At 46.3% G+C, this 18,817-nt stretch carries 22 protein-coding genes; 18 read left to right on the forward strand and 4 right to left on the reverse strand.

The features are described 5' to 3' along the window. The first annotated feature begins 72 nt into the window (after window positions 1-72). The 4 genes from C400_RS0122615 to C400_RS0122630 all read left to right on the forward strand — a co-directional run bounded on the left by C400_RS0122615 (window position 73) and on the right by C400_RS0122630 (window position 2,475). Window positions 73-1,164, forward strand: a complete 1,092-nt coding sequence (locus C400_RS0122615) for a hypothetical protein (protein WP_017428318.1) — start codon at window positions 73-75, stop codon at window positions 1,162-1,164. Between the two features lie 359 nt (window positions 1,165-1,523). Further along, on the forward strand, window positions 1,524-1,691 hold the full coding sequence (locus tag C400_RS27075; protein WP_017428319.1) for an aspartyl-phosphate phosphatase Spo0E family protein: 168 nt from the start codon (window positions 1,524-1,526) through the stop codon (window positions 1,689-1,691). Between the two features lie 100 nt (window positions 1,692-1,791). Continuing rightward, window positions 1,792-1,986: a Rha family transcriptional regulator gene (locus C400_RS0122625; protein ID WP_017428320.1), complete on the forward strand. Its 195-nt coding sequence runs from the start codon at window positions 1,792-1,794 to the stop codon at window positions 1,984-1,986. Between the two features lie 114 nt (window positions 1,987-2,100). After that, window positions 2,101-2,475, forward strand: coding sequence for a DnaJ family domain-containing protein (locus tag C400_RS0122630; RefSeq protein WP_025364688.1), 375 nt, complete (start codon window positions 2,101-2,103; stop codon window positions 2,473-2,475). A 63-nt stretch (window positions 2,476-2,538) separates the two neighbouring features. On the opposite strand, the gene gluQRS is transcribed toward C400_RS0122630, so the two are convergent. Then, window positions 2,539-3,534, reverse strand: a complete 996-nt coding sequence (gluQRS, locus tag C400_RS0122635; RefSeq protein ID WP_080902257.1) for a tRNA glutamyl-Q(34) synthetase GluQRS — start codon at window positions 3,532-3,534, stop codon at window positions 2,539-2,541. 342 nt (window positions 3,535-3,876) lie between these two features. Here gluQRS and hrpB point away from each other — a divergent pair, with 342 nt between their 5' ends. From hrpB to C400_RS0122660, 5 genes are all read left to right on the forward strand, one after another. Beyond that, on the forward strand, window positions 3,877-6,405 hold the full coding sequence (hrpB, locus tag C400_RS0122640; RefSeq protein WP_017428323.1) for an ATP-dependent helicase HrpB: 2,529 nt from the start codon (window positions 3,877-3,879) through the stop codon (window positions 6,403-6,405). 119 nt (window positions 6,406-6,524) lie between these two features. Continuing rightward, window positions 6,525-7,109 carry a general stress protein gene (locus C400_RS0122645; protein WP_017428324.1) on the forward strand — a complete coding sequence of 195 codons (585 nt, stop codon included), beginning with the start codon at window positions 6,525-6,527 and terminating at the stop codon, window positions 7,107-7,109. A gap of 270 nt (window positions 7,110-7,379) precedes the next feature. Then, window positions 7,380-8,552: an acyltransferase gene (locus tag C400_RS0122650; RefSeq protein ID WP_017428325.1), complete on the forward strand. Its 1,173-nt coding sequence runs from the start codon at window positions 7,380-7,382 to the stop codon at window positions 8,550-8,552. Between the two features lie 317 nt (window positions 8,553-8,869). Next, the gene (locus tag C400_RS0122655; protein WP_013310011.1) at window positions 8,870-9,232 is read left to right on the forward strand and encodes a helix-turn-helix transcriptional regulator; all 363 of its coding nucleotides are present in this window, start codon (window positions 8,870-8,872) and stop codon (window positions 9,230-9,232) included. A gap of 19 nt (window positions 9,233-9,251) precedes the next feature. Next, a complete protein-coding gene (locus C400_RS0122660) occupies window positions 9,252-10,256 on the forward strand; it encodes a Gfo/Idh/MocA family protein (RefSeq protein WP_017428326.1) in 1,005 nt (334 codons plus the stop codon). Window positions 10,257-10,371: 115 nt separating this feature from the next. On the opposite strand, the gene C400_RS0122665 is transcribed toward C400_RS0122660, so the two are convergent. After that, the gene (locus tag C400_RS0122665) at window positions 10,372-10,941 is read right to left on the reverse strand and encodes a TraR/DksA C4-type zinc finger protein (RefSeq protein WP_016821044.1); all 570 of its coding nucleotides are present in this window, start codon (window positions 10,939-10,941) and stop codon (window positions 10,372-10,374) included. 142 nt (window positions 10,942-11,083) lie between these two features. On the opposite strand from C400_RS0122665, the gene C400_RS0122670 reads away from it, so the two are divergent. The 7 genes from C400_RS0122670 to C400_RS0122700 all read left to right on the forward strand — a co-directional run bounded on the left by C400_RS0122670 (window position 11,084) and on the right by C400_RS0122700 (window position 15,138). Further along, a complete protein-coding gene (locus tag C400_RS0122670) occupies window positions 11,084-11,461 on the forward strand; it encodes a DivIVA domain-containing protein (protein WP_016821045.1) in 378 nt (125 codons plus the stop codon). Between the two features lie 97 nt (window positions 11,462-11,558). Then, window positions 11,559-11,993: an Rrf2 family transcriptional regulator gene (locus C400_RS0122675; protein WP_017428327.1), complete on the forward strand. Its 435-nt coding sequence runs from the start codon at window positions 11,559-11,561 to the stop codon at window positions 11,991-11,993. 24 nt (window positions 11,994-12,017) lie between these two features. Then, entirely contained in the window at window positions 12,018-12,518 is a 501-nt protein-coding gene (locus C400_RS0122680) for a metallophosphoesterase family protein (RefSeq protein WP_017428328.1), read from the forward strand. A gap of 35 nt (window positions 12,519-12,553) precedes the next feature. Beyond that, window positions 12,554-12,880, forward strand: coding sequence for a (2Fe-2S) ferredoxin domain-containing protein (locus tag C400_RS0122685; RefSeq protein WP_017428329.1), 327 nt, complete (start codon window positions 12,554-12,556; stop codon window positions 12,878-12,880). A 129-nt stretch (window positions 12,881-13,009) separates the two neighbouring features. Next, complete coding sequence (locus C400_RS0122690) at window positions 13,010-13,288, forward strand: hypothetical protein (RefSeq protein ID WP_017428330.1); 279 nt, start codon at window positions 13,010-13,012, stop codon at window positions 13,286-13,288. A gap of 106 nt (window positions 13,289-13,394) precedes the next feature. After that, window positions 13,395-13,997, forward strand: coding sequence for a nitroreductase family protein (locus C400_RS0122695; RefSeq protein ID WP_017428331.1), 603 nt, complete (start codon window positions 13,395-13,397; stop codon window positions 13,995-13,997). A gap of 217 nt (window positions 13,998-14,214) precedes the next feature. Continuing rightward, a complete protein-coding gene (locus tag C400_RS0122700; RefSeq protein WP_017428332.1) occupies window positions 14,215-15,138 on the forward strand; it encodes an NAD(P)/FAD-dependent oxidoreductase in 924 nt (307 codons plus the stop codon). Between the two features lie 16 nt (window positions 15,139-15,154). On the opposite strand, the gene C400_RS0122705 is transcribed toward C400_RS0122700, so the two are convergent. Together C400_RS0122705 and C400_RS0122710 are read right to left on the reverse strand one after the other, a co-directional pair. After that, window positions 15,155-15,478: a hypothetical protein gene (locus C400_RS0122705; protein WP_017428333.1), complete on the reverse strand. Its 324-nt coding sequence runs from the start codon at window positions 15,476-15,478 to the stop codon at window positions 15,155-15,157. A 143-nt stretch (window positions 15,479-15,621) separates the two neighbouring features. After that, entirely contained in the window at window positions 15,622-15,942 is a 321-nt protein-coding gene (locus tag C400_RS0122710; RefSeq protein ID WP_014599691.1) for a winged helix-turn-helix transcriptional regulator, read from the reverse strand. A 291-nt stretch (window positions 15,943-16,233) separates the two neighbouring features. Here C400_RS0122710 and zwf point away from each other — a divergent pair, with 291 nt between their 5' ends. Together zwf and gnd are read left to right on the forward strand one after the other, a co-directional pair. After that, entirely contained in the window at window positions 16,234-17,736 is a 1,503-nt protein-coding gene (zwf, locus tag C400_RS0122715) for a glucose-6-phosphate dehydrogenase (protein ID WP_017428334.1), read from the forward strand. A 57-nt stretch (window positions 17,737-17,793) separates the two neighbouring features. Next, window positions 17,794-18,687, forward strand: a complete 894-nt coding sequence (gene gnd / locus C400_RS0122720; RefSeq protein WP_016821053.1) for a phosphogluconate dehydrogenase (NAD(+)-dependent, decarboxylating) — start codon at window positions 17,794-17,796, stop codon at window positions 18,685-18,687. The last annotated feature ends 130 nt before the right edge of the window (window positions 18,688-18,817 follow it).

The raw sequence follows: 18,817 nt of genomic DNA on the forward strand, positions 1-18,817 counted from the left end.
TCCGAATTTTAGGTCGAATCGAGCATTATTGTATCGTTGTGCGGAGTTGGACAAGCTGGATGCAATCGTCGAATGGTTGGTCATATTATGGACAATCCGCTGTATGCGTCCAGACTATTTGATATTGCAGAAGCATTATTTAATCAGAGAAGACATGCTGCTGCGCTGCTGCTTTATGAGATTGTCGCAGAAGTGGAGAAATATCAGCATTCTGAACGCTTGGCCATCTGTCAATATCGCATATTTACGATTCAAGTTGGAGACGATCAAGGTCTTAATCTCAAGGCAGCCACATTATTTGAACCCTTCGTGGAACGACTGGATGAAATAGATCAGCTTGATGCCTTAAAGGATTTGGCGAATGTGTATCGTTCTTTGCGCTTATGGGACAGGCTTGATGTGATTGCTCGCAAAATGAGAGATAAAGCTGAAATCCAATATACATTGGAGCATCAGCAGAAGAAGCGAAACCATGCGCAACTTGAAAAGAAGCTGAGTCGTCCCTTGTTTGTGTATATTACCTATGCCGATTTATTGTGTGCCAGTGTATATGAGGCCAAAGGCGATTATGATCAGGCATTAGAATATACATACGCCTACGCTAATTTAGATTGGGTCAAAGAGACGGACGAGAATACTCTGCATTGGATTAAACAGTTTCAAGATTGGGCAGAAGGTAATACTTACACCTATAAACTATTATCTGGAGATATAAGTGTACTAAACAATTATGTTGAATATATTGCTGCATCGCCAGATGCTTCTGAAAAAGAAATGATTACAAAGCTGTTGAATATTATGATGGCGGCTAACCGATATCAAGTTGATGTGGATGACATACTTAAACAGTTCGAAACGGAGATTGATTCGATTACTCAACAGCAATTATCTGCTGATATGTACACTTATCAAGTGGTTCCAGAACAATCAACACGTTTTAAATATGAGCTGGCTAAATATTATTTAAATAAAGGTAATTACTCACTTGGCTTTAAACACTTACTAGACGTTTTATTTAAATCATTAGTCATTAACAAAGAAGCTTTTTTCATTAGTTGCATAAAATTATTTGAGCAGTTTAAACAATTTGCAGACTTTAGATTGTGTACGAGGTATGAGAGTTTAATTAGAGAAGGGCGGAAAGAAAGATTATTTTATTATTAGTAGTAATCAATTATTTATCAATGTTGATTCCAAGCTGAAAAAACAAATGTAGATGGAAAATGGAGAAGATAATATTGCTGTGCAAGTAAAGCGTCACTGTTGCTACAAATTTTAACCCACACCTGACTTTATCCAGGAAATATGGAGGGGGTGGCAAAGGAAGTAATATACGACTGTATAGTGAAATAATAGTTGGGTTTTAAGCTAAGTTTGTAAGAGTCTGTTATATTTTAACCAAACATAAACCGACAAAAAGTGCATCTGGAATGTTCCAGAAGCACTTTTTTTTGTTAAGCGTATTTTAAAAAAAATCCAAAAAATTACGTTTTGCATTAGAATATGACACAGAAGGGGGAATCATGCTGATGAATCCAGGTGTGACTTTACTTCGTGTCGAACGGGCCAGAAAAAGACTGTACCAAGTGCAGAAAAAATACGGATTTTTAACGCATCCTAAAGTAATTGAACAATCCATGAAACTGGATGAATTATTGAATCAATACCAAAATTGCAAAATGAAATCTTAGCTAATGTGTGTGCATGATGCATTTTAAAGGAAGGCGAACTCCAATCTCCAAACTCCAATAAAAATCCTAAATCCTATACTATGAAGATGTGGTAGCGCTGTTGAACAAACGAAATCCTGTAACCCCTTTGGGCTGGAAAATCAAAGAAAAGCTAGTTGAGAAGCAAATGGATCAGAGAACTTTTTGTGACACCTATCATATTCCTGCTAGCCGCTTGTCCAATCTCATTCATGGAACACGTAAGGCCAAAAAATATAGAAAACAAGTATGTCAGTTGCTTAGAATCGAAGAATAACCATCACTCTCCGACAGAAATACAGGACAACCTCATAATATGTAAGCTACAGTGGCAAAGGACTCCCGGTTTATTTAATATAGATTGTACATAGGACGCTTATTACAAGGAGTGATGAGAATGTTCTCTAGAATGGCAGAGCAGAAGATTGCCGAGGCGATGGCCAAAGGTGAGTTTGATCATTTGCCGGGAGAGGGCAAGCCACTGGTGATTGAGGATTTGTCACATGTTCCAGAAGAGCTGCGGATGTCGTACAAGCTGTTGAAAAATGCAGGTATTTTACCGGAAGAGCTACAGCTGCAAAAGGAATGTGTCCAGTTACGTGATTTGCTTCACGCTTGCCATGAGGCAGGAGAGCAACAGCGGATCAGTCGCAGGCTGACTGAAAAATCACTTCGTCTTCGTATGCTGCTGGAGGAAAGAGGGCTGAATATGTCGTCTGTATTTTATGAATATGAGTCTGCTGTGCGTCAGCGACTGGAGGAATAACAGCGAGAGGAGTAAAGGGCGGAATGCCCTTGCCCATACACTTTCTTTCCGTGTTTTATCTCATTACCGTTGCAGTGCAGATAATTTCGTGAGGCATTGCTTGGTCAGGATGACTGGCTCCCGAGGCAGCTTGTCCAAATGAAAGCCATCGATTAAATCCATAGCCTTCACAGGCTCAGGAGAATCCAACAGCCCGGAAAAATAGGCGAGCCAGCCAATGACGGCTTCCGGTGTAATTCCTTGCCGACGCATGGCTCGGAGTGCTACGCCACCATGTCGTTTGGCCAGTCTACGTCCATCCGGACCCAGGACAAGGGGGACGTGTGCGAAACGTGGCGGCACTAAGCCCAGTGCTTGGTATAACAATAGCTGACGGGGAGTCGAATCGAGAAGATCATATCCGCGCAGCACATCGGTCATATGCATATTCGCATCATCGACGACGACGGCAAGTTGATATGAAAACATGCCATCCGCCCGTTTGATGATAAAATCGCCCCCCTCCGACGCACGGAAGGATACATGACCAGCTACCTGATCATGAAAAGAAATAATATCATCTGAATGCTGCGGTACTTTAAAACGAAGTGAAGGGAGTTTATGCTGTGCTTTAGCTAGAGCTTCTGAAGAGCTAAGGTTACGACATGTCCCTGAATATGCAGGCCCTTCACCCGACAGTCCGTGCGGAGCATGGGCGGCAGCCATAATGTCTGCCCGACTGCAAAAACAAGGATACAGTAAATCTTGCCCCTGGAGTTTCTCCAATGCAGATTGGAAGCGTTCCAGTCGCTGGCTCTGAGTGTAAGGACCATAGGGACCGCCAATGTCGGGTCCTTCGTCCCAATCCAGCCCGATCCAGCGCAAATCCTCCATAATTCCTTGCGCCAATGCGCTGCGAGCTCGTGTCATATCAATATCTTCCATGCGCAAAATATAGGTTCCGCCTAGGGAACGAACATGCAGCCAGGATAATAAGGCGGTGCGAGCGTTTCCTAAGTGTATCCATCCCGATGGTGTTGGGGCGAATCGTCCTCTAATGGGTTGGGTTTGTAATTCCATACGAAGTTACCTCGATTCTGTATTCCGTGTTTCTACAATCCGTCCTTTAGCAATCCATATCAACCATATTATAAAACGATCTTGCCGCGAGTGCATCCCGACAAGTATAGGAGATGGCACGGGAAAGTGTGCATACCTGCGATGACCAGACGGCAAATTTAAATATCTGTATAATAGATTTAGAAGAATCATGCACGACAGGTGAGATGAAATCCCTTTGCTGTGGACCAGCTTAACATTTTTTATTCACTTTTCAATAATTACAGATAGTGAAAAATTCACAATAGAGAAAGAATTCAAACTTAGATTCTACGCCTCAAGCGTATCATTGGAGAGATTTCATTGACAGATAAACAATTGCCTATTACGCAAGTCATCCCCGAGCTTAAGCATGCCTTGCTATCCCATTCAGCGGCGGTCCTGATTGCACAGCCGGGAGCGGGGAAAACAACAGTAACACCATTAGAACTGCTGCATGAGCCGTGGCTGGCGGAGCAAAAGATAATTATGCTGGAGCCGCGACGCTTGGCAGCACGTGCGGCAGCAGCGCAAATGGCAAAGGCGCTAGGCGAGTCAACTGGTAAGACCGTAGGTTACCGCGTTCGTATGGATACAAAGGTAGGACCAAGCACGCGGATTGAAGTGGTTACGGAGGGCGTACTGACCCGGATGTTGCAACATGATCAGGCTTTGGAGGGAGTCGGGCTGATTATTTTTGATGAGTTTCACGAACGCAGCTTGCATGCAGACTTGGGCTTGGCACTTGCCCTGCAAAGCCAGGCGCTGCTGCGACCGGATTTGAAAATATTAATCATGTCTGCCACCCTAGAGGCAGAGCCTGTATGCAGACTGCTAGGGGATGCACCCTTACTGGAGTGCCCAGGCACCGTATTTCCGGTAGAAACCTTGCATATGTCCAAGCCTTCGTCAACCTCATTAGAGTCTTTTACGGCTGAGACGGTAGAAAAGGCGCTTTATGCCCATGAAGGCGATTTACTGGTGTTTTTACCAGGGGCTAGAGAAATTCATAGAACAGAACGAGAACTGACGTCCAGAAATTTACCGGCCTCCGTCAAAATCATTCCGCTGTACGGCAGCATGAAGCTGGAGCAGCAAGATGAGGCAATACGCCCGTCGGCTCCGGACAGCCGTAAAGTGGTATTAGCCACCTCGATTGCCGAGTCCAGCTTGACCATCGCGGGGATTACGGTGGTGATCGATAGCGGACTGTCACGCGAATCGGTGTTTTCCGCGCGAACCGGCATGAGCCGTTTGACCACCGTTAAGGTGTCCAAGGCCTCCGCCGATCAGCGGCGCGGGCGGGCGGGCCGTCTCCAGCCGGGCGTATGCTACCGGCTGTGGAGTGCGCAGGAGCATGCTGCGCTCCCTGATGCCAGCCGCCCGGAAATCGCGGCGGCGGATCTGGCCCCGCTCGCGCTGGAGCTGGCGGCCTGGGGCGTGCGCGAGCCCGCCGAGCTGGGCTGGCTGGATGCCCCGCCTGAGGCGGCGTACCACCAGGCCACAGGTCTGCTGCGCCAGCTCGGCTGCCTGGATGCCGCAGCCGATGGTACAGCAGGCGGCATCACCGCGCATGGGCGCGAGGTATCCGCCTTGGGCACGCACCCGCGCTTAGGACACATGCTGCTACGCGCAGCAGCCCTTGGCTTGGCTCCAACTGCCAGCCGTCTAGCTGCGCTGCTGCAAGAGCGGGACCCGTTCCGTGCTCATGGCGGAACGGATTTGCGCCCGCGGCTGGATGCCTTGCGCGAGGCGGCTCACGCCCGCAGTATGCACAGCCTGCTGGAAGCGGCAGACGATACGGTGATTCGTCGTATCGTGCAGGAGAGTCGGCAGCTGCTAGCCACGCTGCCGACCACAGCCGCATTGCAGGACGAGCCTGACGGCTCCGCGGCCTGCGGGCTACTGCTGGCCTTTGCGTATCCGGATCGGATCGCGCAGGGCCGAGGGGATGGCCGCTTTTTGCTTAGCGGCGGCCGGGGGGCGCGACTCCGACGAGTGGAGTGGATGTCGCGTTCACCCTATCTCGTCGCCGCCGAAGTGGACGACGAGGGAGCAGATGGCGCCATTCAGTTGGCGGCACCGATTGAACTGCAAGAGCTGATCCAGCATTGCAGCGATTTGCTGCTGGAAGAAGCCAACGTATACTGGGATAGCTCTGCTTCAGCCGTGAGAGCCCGTAAGGTACTGCGGCTGGGCTCGCTTATCCTAAAGGAAGCGTCCTATGAGCGACCTCCGGCAGAGGAAATCGCTGCTGCCTTAATGCAGGGTGTCCGGGAACGTGGTCTCAAACTGCTGTCCTGGAATCGGCAAACCCTTCAGTTGCAGGCGCGTCTGATTTTTATGCACTTCTCTGCGCCCGAGGATTGGCCTGACAGATCGGAATCCGCGCTGCTGGATTCACTGGAATCGTGGCTGCTGCCATTTGCAGTTGGTGCCAAAAATTTAGCTGATCTGCAACGACTGGACGGTAGTGAATTGCTGCTTGGCAGATTGAATTGGGAACAGCGACAGCAGCTCGAACAGGAAGCACCGACGCATATACGTGTACCCAGTGGTTCTCGTATTCCTGTCGATTATTCGCAACCTGAGGCACCTTCACTGGCCGTGAGACTACAAGAACTGTTCGGCATGAAGGATACGCCCCGTATTGGACGCGGACGAGTTCCGATTGTGCTGCACCTCCTGTCACCAGCCCAGCGACCTGTGCAAGTGACATCCGACCTGTCCAGCTTCTGGAGCGAGGCATATTTTGAAGTCAAAAAGGACCTAAAAGGAAGATACCCCAAGCATTATTGGCCAGATGATCCACTAGAAGCTGTGGCGACTAACAGAGCAAAGCCCAAGCGATAATCGGCAGCCGAACCTGGAATAGACATCATCGCGAATTTTGTAAAATCGTTTAAACGTCAGGATAGTGGGGTAATAAAAAAACGAACCACTCAACAACAACATATTGGGAGGTAACTATCATGGCTAATAACTTAAACGATTATAATGAAAAGAAAATTGTTGGTGTTTTTGATACCGAGCAGGAAGCATCTCGTGCAATTGGACAATTGCAGAGCAAAGGAATCCCAAGCAGTGAAATTTCTGTGATCACACGTGACCGTGACGACTTAAGGACGATTAGTGAAGAGACAGGCACCAAAGCACCGGAGGGTGTGGCTACAGGAGCGGCTACTGGTGGTGTTGTAGGCGGTGTCGCTGGATTGCTGGCAGGCATTGGTGCCTTGGCGATTCCAGGTATCGGACCTATTCTTGCGGCTGGACCTATCGCGGCTACCCTTACCGGGGCAGCTGTCGGAGCGGGAGCAGGTGGCTTGGTCGGTGGGCTGGTCGGACTAGGCATTCCAGAAGATGATGCCCGTCAATACGAGACATACGTCGATCAGGGCAAGATTTTAGTGCTGGTGGATTCCGCTGATCATCACAGGGATGTTTATGATATTTTCCGCACCAATCGTTCTCTGAATGCGGATCGTTACAGAACATATGATGATACGGTGGCAGATTCGCGGACAGGTGCGTACACAGATACTAGAAGGAACCTGTAAACACCGAACGGCTAGTTAAGGACGTGATTTAACAGGCTTTTCTATCTCCTTTGTATACAGGTTATTTCTACAGCAGCAGTCTTCCCCAGAGGGAAGACTGCTGCTTTTATGTGTTACCTACTTATTGAAACCACCTAAGTCAGATGATGCTTGGCTTGCATTGGCACGTTTATCCTCCTATATATTTTTATAGAATTGTCGTTATAATAGATTTGGGGATTTTACAAAAATCCTGGATTTATAAATTGCTAGATGCAACAGGAGAGTGACATGAGTCAAAAAGAGAGAATTTCCGAAGTTGCTTTGCTGAGAGGACTGGCTTTTGCAGCCGTTGTTCTTCAGCATTCCGTCGCACACTATGCGGTTGCGCAGGGGGCGCGCATCCAGGACGGAGTTGTGATGACACTATTACTGCTGTGTTCCAAATTTGCAGTGCCTGTGTTTGTGTTTATTACTGGAATGGTGTTATTTTACAATTATGATGGAGCCTTAAAATATGGAACGTTTTTACGTAAACGATTCATGGACATCATTGTTCCTTATATTATATGGTCTCTTTTATACGAGTTGGGGAATCAGCTTGCGCAAGGTGGAGGATTTATTCACCCGTTAGATTTTTTCCAGAAGCTGTTGAACGGGAAAAGCAGCTATCATCTATGGTATATCGTTATGATTATCCAATGTTATGTGTTATTTCCCGTGTTTCGTTATGCTGTACGTCGTTTGTCTGCGCTACTGCCTTCAACATGGCGACCCACTGCATTGGCTGGATTCAGCGTACTCTATATTTTGCTTATGTTCGCGGTTGGACCCGTATATCAAGTGATGGATCAGCTCCAGCTTCCCGTCATTTCTTCTTGGTTTACCATATATGCTGACCGGAATGTGATCTATTTTTTCTTTTATTTTCTTTTAGGAGCGGCAGCCGGGATGAACATCAAGCGTTGGAATGCTTGGGTCATCAAGGCACAGTTGGTATACTGGCCGTTGTTTATCGTGATTACAGGGTACTTGCTGTATGAGATGATTGGTCAGTTCCAGACGCCGCAAGGTACGGTTCTTTCCTTTAATTACTTGTCTCTGCTACGTCCGGTCATGGCTGTATATTGCATCACGTCTATTTTTGTAGCTTATCGGATAGCAACGTGGATTGCTCACAAGGGAGGACGTGCGGCGAGGGTGCTAACGGCCATCGGAACATTGTCCTATGGAGCGTATCTGATGCATGCCTTTATGTTGCGCGCAACCTACTATTTTGATAGTGCGTTGTTTGCCGATTGGAGTCACGTTCTTCGTACATTGGCTTCATTTGTTCTTTGTATGATCTTTTCCATTGCTGGAACATGGGTGCTGGCACATTTGCCTTTGGGTAAATGGATTGTGGGTCTTCGGATTCGTCCTCGTCCGGCAGGAAGTCCGCCAGCCATACAAAAGCAAGCTTGATTCAGCGATCAAGTTACATTATTTCACAAAAAGTATCCCGAAGCCCTCAGAAGAAGGCCGAGGGATACTTTTTTAAGTGGTATTATGCTATTTCAATACATGAAAAATTCACAATAGAAAATCATAAAATCACCCTCAGCGCTACGCACACTACTCTAGAATGCTTCATTCCATAGTTCTCGTCATCTTAACACCAGTCACAAGGGAGGGAGAATTCTCGTAAGCTCTCATATTTATGAAAGGAAATAGTCTATGGACGCAGAGTGGTTTATAATGGAAGATAAGAGACTTGAATAAGGTGTAGAGGAGGTTGTGAAATGGCGTTTATGATATCCCAGCGGGCTTTTATCAAAATTTATCTGATCACAATGGTAGAGAGGCATCGCGGATATGGATATCAGATGCTCGAATCGATGAAAGATGAGTTTAGTGGTTTCGGATATGTTCCGCCTCAAAGCGAGGTCTACCGGGCACTGCATGAACTGGTTCAGGAAGGCGTTTTTTACCGTACCAAACGATTAAAAGGAACAGACCCGCGTGTAGATTTCCAGGAGATTGTGCTCTATCATTTCACAGACGATGGAGAGGAGAAAGCTCGGCTGTACAAAAAGCAGGTCAAAGCCGACCTGGACCGTTGCTTAGGTATGCTGCATAAAGCGGAACAAGACAACTATTCCTGACGACGAAAGGATGAGAATGATGGGTAGAAAGCTGAAATGGGGAATTTTAGGCACGGCGGAGATCGCCAAAATCGCTGTAATTCCGGCGATTCAGCAATCCGAACGCGGAGAAGTACTTGGAATTGCTAGTCGTAATGCGGATAAAGCCACTGAGGCCGCCCGGGAGTTCGATATTCCGAGAAGTTATGGAAGCTATGACGAGCTGTTGGCCGATCCCGAAATCGGAGCAGTGTATATACCGTTGCCGAACCATCTGCATGAAGAATGGACCATAAAAGCAGCGGAGGCCGGCAAGCATGTTTTGTGTGAAAAACCATCTTCTCTTAGCTCGGCCGGGACAAGCCGTATGATTGAAGCATGTCGCCGTGCAGGAGTGACTTTTGCAGAAGCTTTTATGTATCGCTATCATCCCAAACATCGAAGAATTAAGGAAATCATCAATAGTGGGGAAATTGGTGACATTCGCGGTATTCATTGCACGTTTACATTTAACAATACCGATCAGGCAGATAATGTGCGCTTTAATAAAAGCATGGGCGGTGGCTCGTTGTATGATGTGGGCGTGTATCCGATATCAGCCGCTCGTATGTATTTGGATCGGGAGCCGGAGGCAGTGACGGTACATGCTTTATTTTCCCCGGAGCATGACAACGTTGATATGATGGCCTCCGGTCTGCTGGAATTTCCGGGTGGAGTCAACCTTACTTTCGATTGTGGCATGTGGGCAGCCAACCGTTCCAACATGGAAATTCTCGGCAGCAAGGGTACGATTGCGATGCCCAAAATGTTCGGTTGGGAAAGAACCTCTGTCGTACCGCAAATTTTCGTTCACGTTGGTTCGGTTACGCGTGAGGAACGTCTAAAGGGTTTTAATTCTTTTGAACTGCAAGCTGATGCTTTTGCCAAAGCCGTACTTGACGGTATTCCTTTGCCATATGAGCCAGAAGATGCGGTTAGTAATATGAAAGTGATCGACGCCTGTATTGAATCAGCTCGCAGTCGTAAACGGATAGAGATTGGATAAGCAGGATTACCGTATTCCCAGAAGACATAAAAAGGCAGCCTGTCTCAAGGACAAGCTGCTTTTTTAGATGAACTAATACATAGATATTTTTAATGAGTCTTTGCACATTCGAGCATTACATATTTTCATCATAATCTGTGACATCACGCTTGGCGGCTGTCGCAGGCGAATTCGATGTGCCGTATTTTTCTACTGCGTCCCATGCGCCCGCATCGTCAAATCGTCCTGCATTCCGTTGGCGAACCTCACCTGCACCTTTGGGCGGCGGAGTCATAACCTGTTCCTCGATTGGACGGTCATTCGATAATTCCCGTGTTGGCGTGTGCTCGACGGTATAGGCTGTATATGGAATGGCTTGTAACCGTTCAAAAGGAATTTCTTCGCCGCTCTCCACACATATTCCATACGTCCCATCTTCCATCCGTTGCAGGGCTGCATTAACCTGCTCCAGTTCGTTTTCCAGCGACTCGTTAATCGCCAGGTCACGGGATCGTTCAAAGGTTTCCGTCCCTATATCAGCAGGGTGGTTATCATAGGATGAGAGTTCCCCTGTGGAATCTGTCAGTGTTTCTCCCAATTTCGTATTTTCCTGACCATTTTGTTTAAAATGTTTTTCTAAATCCTTTTTCTGCTCCAATAACATATGTTTCAGCTCTGCAAGCTGCGAATCGTTCAAATGGTTCATGATCATCTCTCCCCTTCATGGTCTGTATGAGTGGCGTGTATGCTCTTTTATACCCGTTCATAAAGCCTAGCAATCACAGAGACTTTTATTCCCAGCCTAGAATGTGATATAAAAAGAATAGTGTGTTAAGGAGGGAAAACCGATGGATGAACATATGAAGCGTCGTCTGGATAAGCAAAAGCAGTTGTTTAAACAACTGGGCATTCAGCTGGACGCGCTCTCCATTCATGAGAAACAGTTCAAAAATAAAATGCGCGGCTATGATCCGGATGAGGTGGATGCCTTTCTGGATGAAGTAATCAAGGATTATGAACGCTTTTATGCGAATATAGCCGACCTGATGGACAAGTGGCAGGAGCAGCAGGCAACCATACGTGATTTGAAAAGTGCACCCAAGCCTGCCACCGACTTTAATGCACTTGACCGTCGTCAACTGGAGGATATCATTAAGCAGTTGGAATATAGTGTGCGCCAACTAAAAGTGCGAGTACGCCCTGAAAATGACTATTTTCCGGAGTAAGCAATAGTTAGCACTGTGTCGTTGCCTCTATTGTGGTATGATGGAAACATGCATTTTACCAAACATTTAATGAGGCACACATATAAAGGTGGTTAACATGAGTACCCATTTTTCCGTTAGTATCCATTGTCTGCTTCTTCTGGCTGAAGGGGCACCCGAGCGAATGACTTCGTCACTTATTGCTTCCAGTATCAATACTAACCCGGTAGTTGTAAGAAGAATTATGAGCCGACTCAAGCAAGCGGGTCTGGTGGATTCGTCACCGGGAGCGCGTGGCTTTCGTCTAAGCATGTCGAGTTCAAACATCAATCTGAAAATGATCTATGAAGCGACCAAGGATGAAGGCCCGCTGTTTGCCATTCATACCGACAGCAATCATAATTGCGAGGTTGGCAGGAACATAGACGCTTTGTTGGATGGTTTATACACCGTGGCAGAGCAGAAAATCCAGGTGTTTTTCGAGACCGTTACGTTGCGAGATCTGGAGCAGGCGCTCCAGCAGCGGGTTGGGCAACAAAGTTCATCCGTGTGAAGACGCTGGTAAGGAGAAATTGATATGAAAATCATCGTACTTTCAGACACTCATATGCCACACAGAAGCAAAACGCTGCCTAGTCGGCTTGTGCAGGAGTTAAAAGGCAGTGACCTCATTCTCCATGCCGGAGACTGGACGGATTGGTTCGTATATGAACGTCTAGCTGAATTTGCGCCTGTGAAGGGCATTGCCGGAAACAATGATGGAACCGACATCGTGGAGCGTCTGGGCTACCAACGAATCGTGGAAGCCCAAGGCAAGCGGATCGGCATGGTTCATGGTCACGGCTGGCGCGGCTCGACAGAGAATATCGCACTGAATACATTTAAGGGAGAAACATTGGATTGCCTGATTTATGGACATTCGCATATTCCTGTGGTCAAAAAGATAGATGATCTGCTTGTCCTTAATCCGGGGTCTCCGACGGACAAACGCGGTGAAGACGAATACTCATTTATCGTGCTGACGATTGAAGACGGGCAGATGGAAGCAAGGCTTGTTCTTTATCCAGATAAACATTGATATAAAACCAACAACTGTTGATTAAAGGGGAAGCTATGGCTATTTTTGATTTAGAACCGATGAAGCATCATGTGTTGATCTGCAATGGAGGCACATGTATGCGACATGAAGGCGAAGAAGTTACACAAGCAATTCGGGATGAAATTCGTAAACAGCATGCAGAAGCCTATATTCACACGACCAGAACTCGTTGTAATGGGCGCTGTCATGATGCTGCGGTTGTGATCGTATATCCGCAAGGGGACTGGTATGGTCAAATGACCCCCGCCTCAGGTACAGAGCTGGTGCAGAAGCTCGTAGCGGGAGAGAAGCTGGAACCTCATCTTTTTCATGAGTGTACACGTAAATCCAGCTCGGAATAACCCAGTCAACGATCTATAAGAGCATGAGTAGAGAAAATCTTTCGGAGATTTTCTCTTTTTTGCGTTTAATCCCCAACCTGAAAGGTAAAAGTATACTGTGGATACCAATCCGATAGGGAGGGAAGAAAGATGAACCCATTTGAAGATAAGCTACACGGTGAGAATGAGCAAAAAATCCAGACGGGGAAAGAGACAACGGAATCTAAACATCAGGAACAGCCGATTAATCGTGATCATGCAGAGCAGTATCCGACAGATCAGGAAAGCTTGTTCGACCGTTTTGAAATCGAGCAGACGGTAGATGCCATTCCCGTAGAGGATTTAAAGATGGAAAGACAAGAGGAGAGAGACAAGGATGTAACCAAGCACACCTCTTCTAGTGAGAAAAAATATAATGGCGGCGTATAATTTTCGACTAACTGGTAATATTTAAAAAGAAATCTCTTGACTTTAAGATATATACGATGTATATTAAGTTACGAAAAGTAATTAATTTTTCTCAGGAGGTAACAAAATGACTAAAGACTTCTTCACAGCTCTGAAAGACAGACGCTCCTATTATGGCATTAGCAAAGAACAAGTAATTTCTGACCAACGGATTCAAGAGATCGTAGAGGAAGCTGTGAAGTACACACCTACCTCTTTCAATTCCCAAACTTCACGCGCTGTAGTGTTGCTCGGAGAGCATCATGACAAACTGTGGAATATTACAGAAGATATTTTGCGGGAAGTGGTAGGCAATGAAGAACAATTCAAATCTACTGCTGAGAAAATGAAAGGTTTCCGCAGCGGTTACGGAACGGTCTTGTTCTTTGAAGACAACAACGTGGTAGCTGGTCTGCAACAACAATTTGAAGCGTATGCGGACAATTTCCCAATCTGGGCCAATCAATCTAACGGTATGCTGCAACTGGTTGTATGGACGGCTCTGGAGCAAGAAGGATTGGGCGCATCTCTTCAGCACTATAATCCTTTGATCGACGAAAAAGTGAAAAATGAATGGAACATTCCTGAGCATTGGAAACTGATTGCTGAAATGCCATTTGGTAAACCGACATTCCAACCAGGTGATAAGGAATTCCAACCAATTGAGGAACGCGTAAAAACATTTAAATAATGATCATATTAGTATGATGATTCAGGTTTGACATGAAAACCTGAAAACAGCACTGTGGATAATCCGCAGTGCTGTTTGTGATTTCAATTTTTATAGGTTAATTCATCCGTAAGTGGGTGATATTATGTTTGAAATTGGATGAGAAGTTTACATAAGTGTGATTGCTTTTTTTGGCAGATGTTTAGCATTTGTACGTATTTGAAGGAGGAATTAGGATATGAACTACGATTGCATTATTGTCGGTGGGGGAATTGCCGGATTGCAAGCAGCCATTCAATTAGGCAGATACAGCAGTCATCGGGTGCTGGTGATCGATTCGGGCTATGGTCGATCTACGCTGTGCCATCAGTATCATAATATTTTGGGCTTTCCTGATGGGATTTCTGGTGAAGAGCTACGACGGCTTGGACGTAGTGAAGCCACGAGGCTAGGCACTGAATTTGTCGATGGTAAGGCGATAAAAGCGACCAAGAGAGATGAGCTTTTTGATATTGAAGTGGAGGCAGGGTCAGTTTATACGTCAAAAACGCTGTTATTGGCCACAGGGCTGACGGACCGTTTTCCAAAGCTGGAAGGGCTACAAGCCTGCTTGGGCAACAGTATATATGTGTGCCCGGACTGTGACGGGTATGAGGTCCAGGATCGCAGTACAGTCGTCATGGGGGCGGGCAAAGCGGGAGCTTCCATGGCCTTGATTTTGTCGGCACGTACCGATCACCTTGTCTATGTCAATCATGAGCGTTCAGAAGTACCGGACGAGCTGATCGTGAAGCTGCGGGAAAAAGGGATTGAATATAAGGAAGCAACCATTTCTGAGATTATCACGGGACAACCGGGCTGTTTTGAAGGAGTGCGGCTGGCTGATGGACAAGTGGTTCGAGCAGAGCGGGGCTTCTTAGCCTTTGGAAGCAACCATGTTCATTCAGAGCTGGCGGAGCAACTGGGTGTGCATCTGCTGCATAACAAGCATATTGAGACGCATCCCCGCAGCAAAATGACAAACGTGGAACATGTATGGGTGGCCGGAGACTTAGGGGCTCATGCCGAGCAAGCGACGGTTGCAATGGGAGAAGGAGCTATGTCAGCGATCTGGATACACAAGGTATTATCTGGTATGAAAACAAAAATACCGCAACTCTGAGAGCTGCGGTCTAGAACTATGGGCGTGTACTTGGTTGAAGATGAGGCTCGAAGCGTCTTAGTTGATCGCTCATGCCATACTTGCGTAAAATTTCCGTCTGTTTGTTACCGATGAGATCAAAATGAGGATAGGGCTGACGCTGATGTATATACTGGGGGTCCAATCCGTTGAGCTTGCACCATGAGCGTAGCTTATTCAAATCAGAACAGCCCACCTTGGTGACAGTTGTAATGCTTGGAAAGCGGTCATCCAGCCAATAATGCGTTAGAAAAGCAATCTCGCCACGGCTGACCTCTCTTTTCCAGGTCAGTAGTTCCTGTCGGGTGATGCCAAATGCCATCGGTCTCATCCTTTCCTGGCTCATTACTGAAATCATGAGCTATTGCGTGGTTGTCCCATTATTTTCGTCCTATTGCTTGTATTATGATCCACATGGAGTAACACAATAACAGGAGAGCGTGTTTGGCGATCTCCTGTTAGCGGTTAGAGCCATCTTTCGGCCCAGCTCTCCACACCATTCAATGCATCACCTAGCTCTTTACCCTTACGTGTCAGCGAATATTCGGTACGCACAGGCCGCTCTGTGATGACATTGCGAAGGATTAGGCCGGAAAGCTCTAGTTCCTTGATGCGCTCGTTGAGCATGCGTTTGCTAAGATCAGGTATGGAGACTTGAATTTCACTAAATCGTTTGGGATGTTCCATCAAAGTATGAATGATGAGAGCGGTCCATTTTTTGCTGATGATCTGAAAGGACTGTTCCACCTTACCGCACAAAAGCTTAGGCTGCCTGTCGTCGCTCATCTGAATCCCCTCAATTTCATTGTTGTTTTAAACAGTATACTAAAAGTAACTCTGTATACCAATAGTAACTATAATGCATTGTATCAACTGTGACAATTTTAACAGTTTTTTCTCTTTCCTAACGTCAATCATACCACAGAAAACGTTATCATTACAGGATATATCGAATGTTCACGATTTCGCTAAAATTTGATTGACTTGCCCCTTATTTTGGGTGTATTATGGGTTACGTTAATTCCTCAGGTAACTTTTAATAACCTCATCTTTTATAATGGGAAGAAGGAATATTTCATGGATTCAATGACATTTGTCTTATTTGGAGCGACAGGGGATTTGGCCAAACGCAAAATTTACCCTGCCTTGTATAATTTGTTTGTAGAAGGTAAAATTCCGGCTTCCTTTTCTGTAATTGGGATGGGGCGTCGTGAAGTGGCAGACGAGCAATTTCAAAGTAATGTAGAGCAATCCATTAAGGATTTTTCCAGACATGTGAATGAAGACCGTGCACAGATGGATCAGTTCTTAAGTGCTTTCCGTTACAGCGCATTGAACGTTAACCACCCGGAAGATTATAAAAAGCTGCTACAGCTTGCTGAGCAACGTGAAAATGACTTGGGAATTCCGGGGAACCGCATGTTTTATTTATCGGTGGCACCGGAATTTTTTGATGTGATTGCCCACAACATTCGGGAAAGTGGTTTGGCTGAAACGAAGGGTTGGAAACGACTCATTATTGAAAAACCATTTGGGCATGATTTGGAATCGGCACGTGAGCTGAATGATCGCCTGAGCAGAACCTTTGCTGAGGATGAGATTTATCGTATTGACCATTACTTAGGTAAGCCCATGGTTCAAAACCTGGAAGCCTTGAAATTTGCTAATCCATTGCTTCAAGGGATATGGAACAACCAATACATTGCCAATGTGCAAATTACCGCATCTGAGACTGTAGGTGTAGAGGAGCGAGCAGGATACTACGATCACTCCGGTGCTATTCGTGATATGGTACAAAATCACATGCTGCAGGTGCTGATGATGACGGCGATGGACAAACCGGGACATATCACAGCTGACCAGGTGCGGGACGAGAAAAGTAAGGTGATGGACGCGCTTCGTGCCCTCGATCCTTCCGATATTAAATCCAACGTAGTTAGAGGACAATATACCGAAGGTGAAATCAACGGAAAGGCAGTTCCATCCTATAAAGAAGAGCCGGATATCGGACCTGATTCGCAAAATGATACGTTCATTTCAGCTCGTCTTTGGATTGATAATGAACAATGGTCGGGTGTACCGTTCTATATTCGTACTGGCAAACGCATGAAAGAAAAATCCACTCGTATCGTCGTGGAATTTAAAAAGGACAACACAGATCCTTATGCTGCTCAAGGGCAGCCGACAGACCCGAACTTGTTGATCATCCATGTTAACCCAGATGAAAAAGTAACACTTCGTCTGAACAGTAGAGATCCGCTGAACAATGGCCAGTTAGAGACGATTCTGATGAATTATCATTCCGAGGCTAAGGATGTTCCAGAAGCCTATGAACGCCTCATTTATGATGCGCTGCGCGGCGATTCCACCTTCTTTGCTCATTGGAACGAAGTGGAGCTGTCTTGGGTGTGGGTTCAACCTGTACTTGAAGCCTTTGCCCGTGGTGAAGTTCCGCTTCACACGTATGCGGCAGGCTCTTACGGTCCAGAAGCTTCAGATCAATTGTTGGAAGAGCAGGGCTTTACATGGTGGTTGGACGAAAAGTCCGAAAGCTCTGAAAAAGCAGTCGTTCGTGCTTAACCCAACATAAAAAAGTGTATACAAAATATATATTTGCTACGGCAGGAGGCCTTTATAATGCAAGTAGGATTAATTGGTTTGGGAAAAATGGGCTTGAATCTTGGAAAAAACCTGATCGATCATAAGCATGAAGTTGTGGCTTATGACGTCAACGCAGCTGCAATCCAAGAAATGAAGGAATATGGAGCTAAGGGTGCTTCTACTTTGGAAGAGCTTGTGCAAGCAACTCAATCCCCTAGAGTGCTGTGGATTATGGTTCCTCACCAAATTGTTGATTCTGTACTGGATCAGCTTCAACCGATGTTGTCCAAAGGAGATATCATTATCGAAGGCGGAAACTCTCATTACAAAGAGTCCATTGCTCGCCATGCCCGTCTGAAAGAATATGGTATTAGCTTCATGGATGCAGGAACTTCTGGCGGTATGGAAGGCGCGCGCAACGGTGCTTGTTATATGATCGGTGGCGATCCAGAAGCTTGGGCAGTTGTTGAGCCCATTTTCCGCGATACAGCGGTGGAAAATGGATATCTGTATGCAGGTAAATCCGGTAGCGGACATTTTCTAAAAATGGTTCACAATGGTGTGGAATACGGCATGATGGCATCCATCGGTGAAGGCTTTGAAGTGCTGGAGAAAAGTAACTTTGACTTTGATTACGAACAAGTAGCGCGTGTGTGGAACAACGGTTCCGTTATCCGCTCTTGGCTGATGGGCTTGACAGAACGCGCATTTTCCAAAGATGCAAACCTGGACGAAATCCGTGGGGTTATGCACTCTTCCGGCGAAGGTAAATGGACAGTTGAGGAAGCACTGGATCTTCAAGCAGCAACTCCGGTCATTGCCTTGTCCTTGCTGATGCGCTACCGTTCGCTGGATGCCGATACATTCAACGGAAAAGTAGTTGCTGCACTGCGCAATGAATTTGGCGGCCACGCTGTAGAGAAGAAGTAATAACGATATAAGTTAGTATCTATCCCCGTAGCTTCATGACTGCGGGGATATTGCTATATGTTTTGAGTATCAGATTTTTGTAAAATTCTTCCTTATGCATATTTTTCCTTGTATATCCGCACAATAGGTA

Source organism: Paenibacillus sp. ICGEB2008, from assembly GCF_000307675.1.
Lineage (GTDB): Bacteria > Bacillota > Bacilli > Paenibacillales > Paenibacillaceae > Paenibacillus > Paenibacillus polymyxa.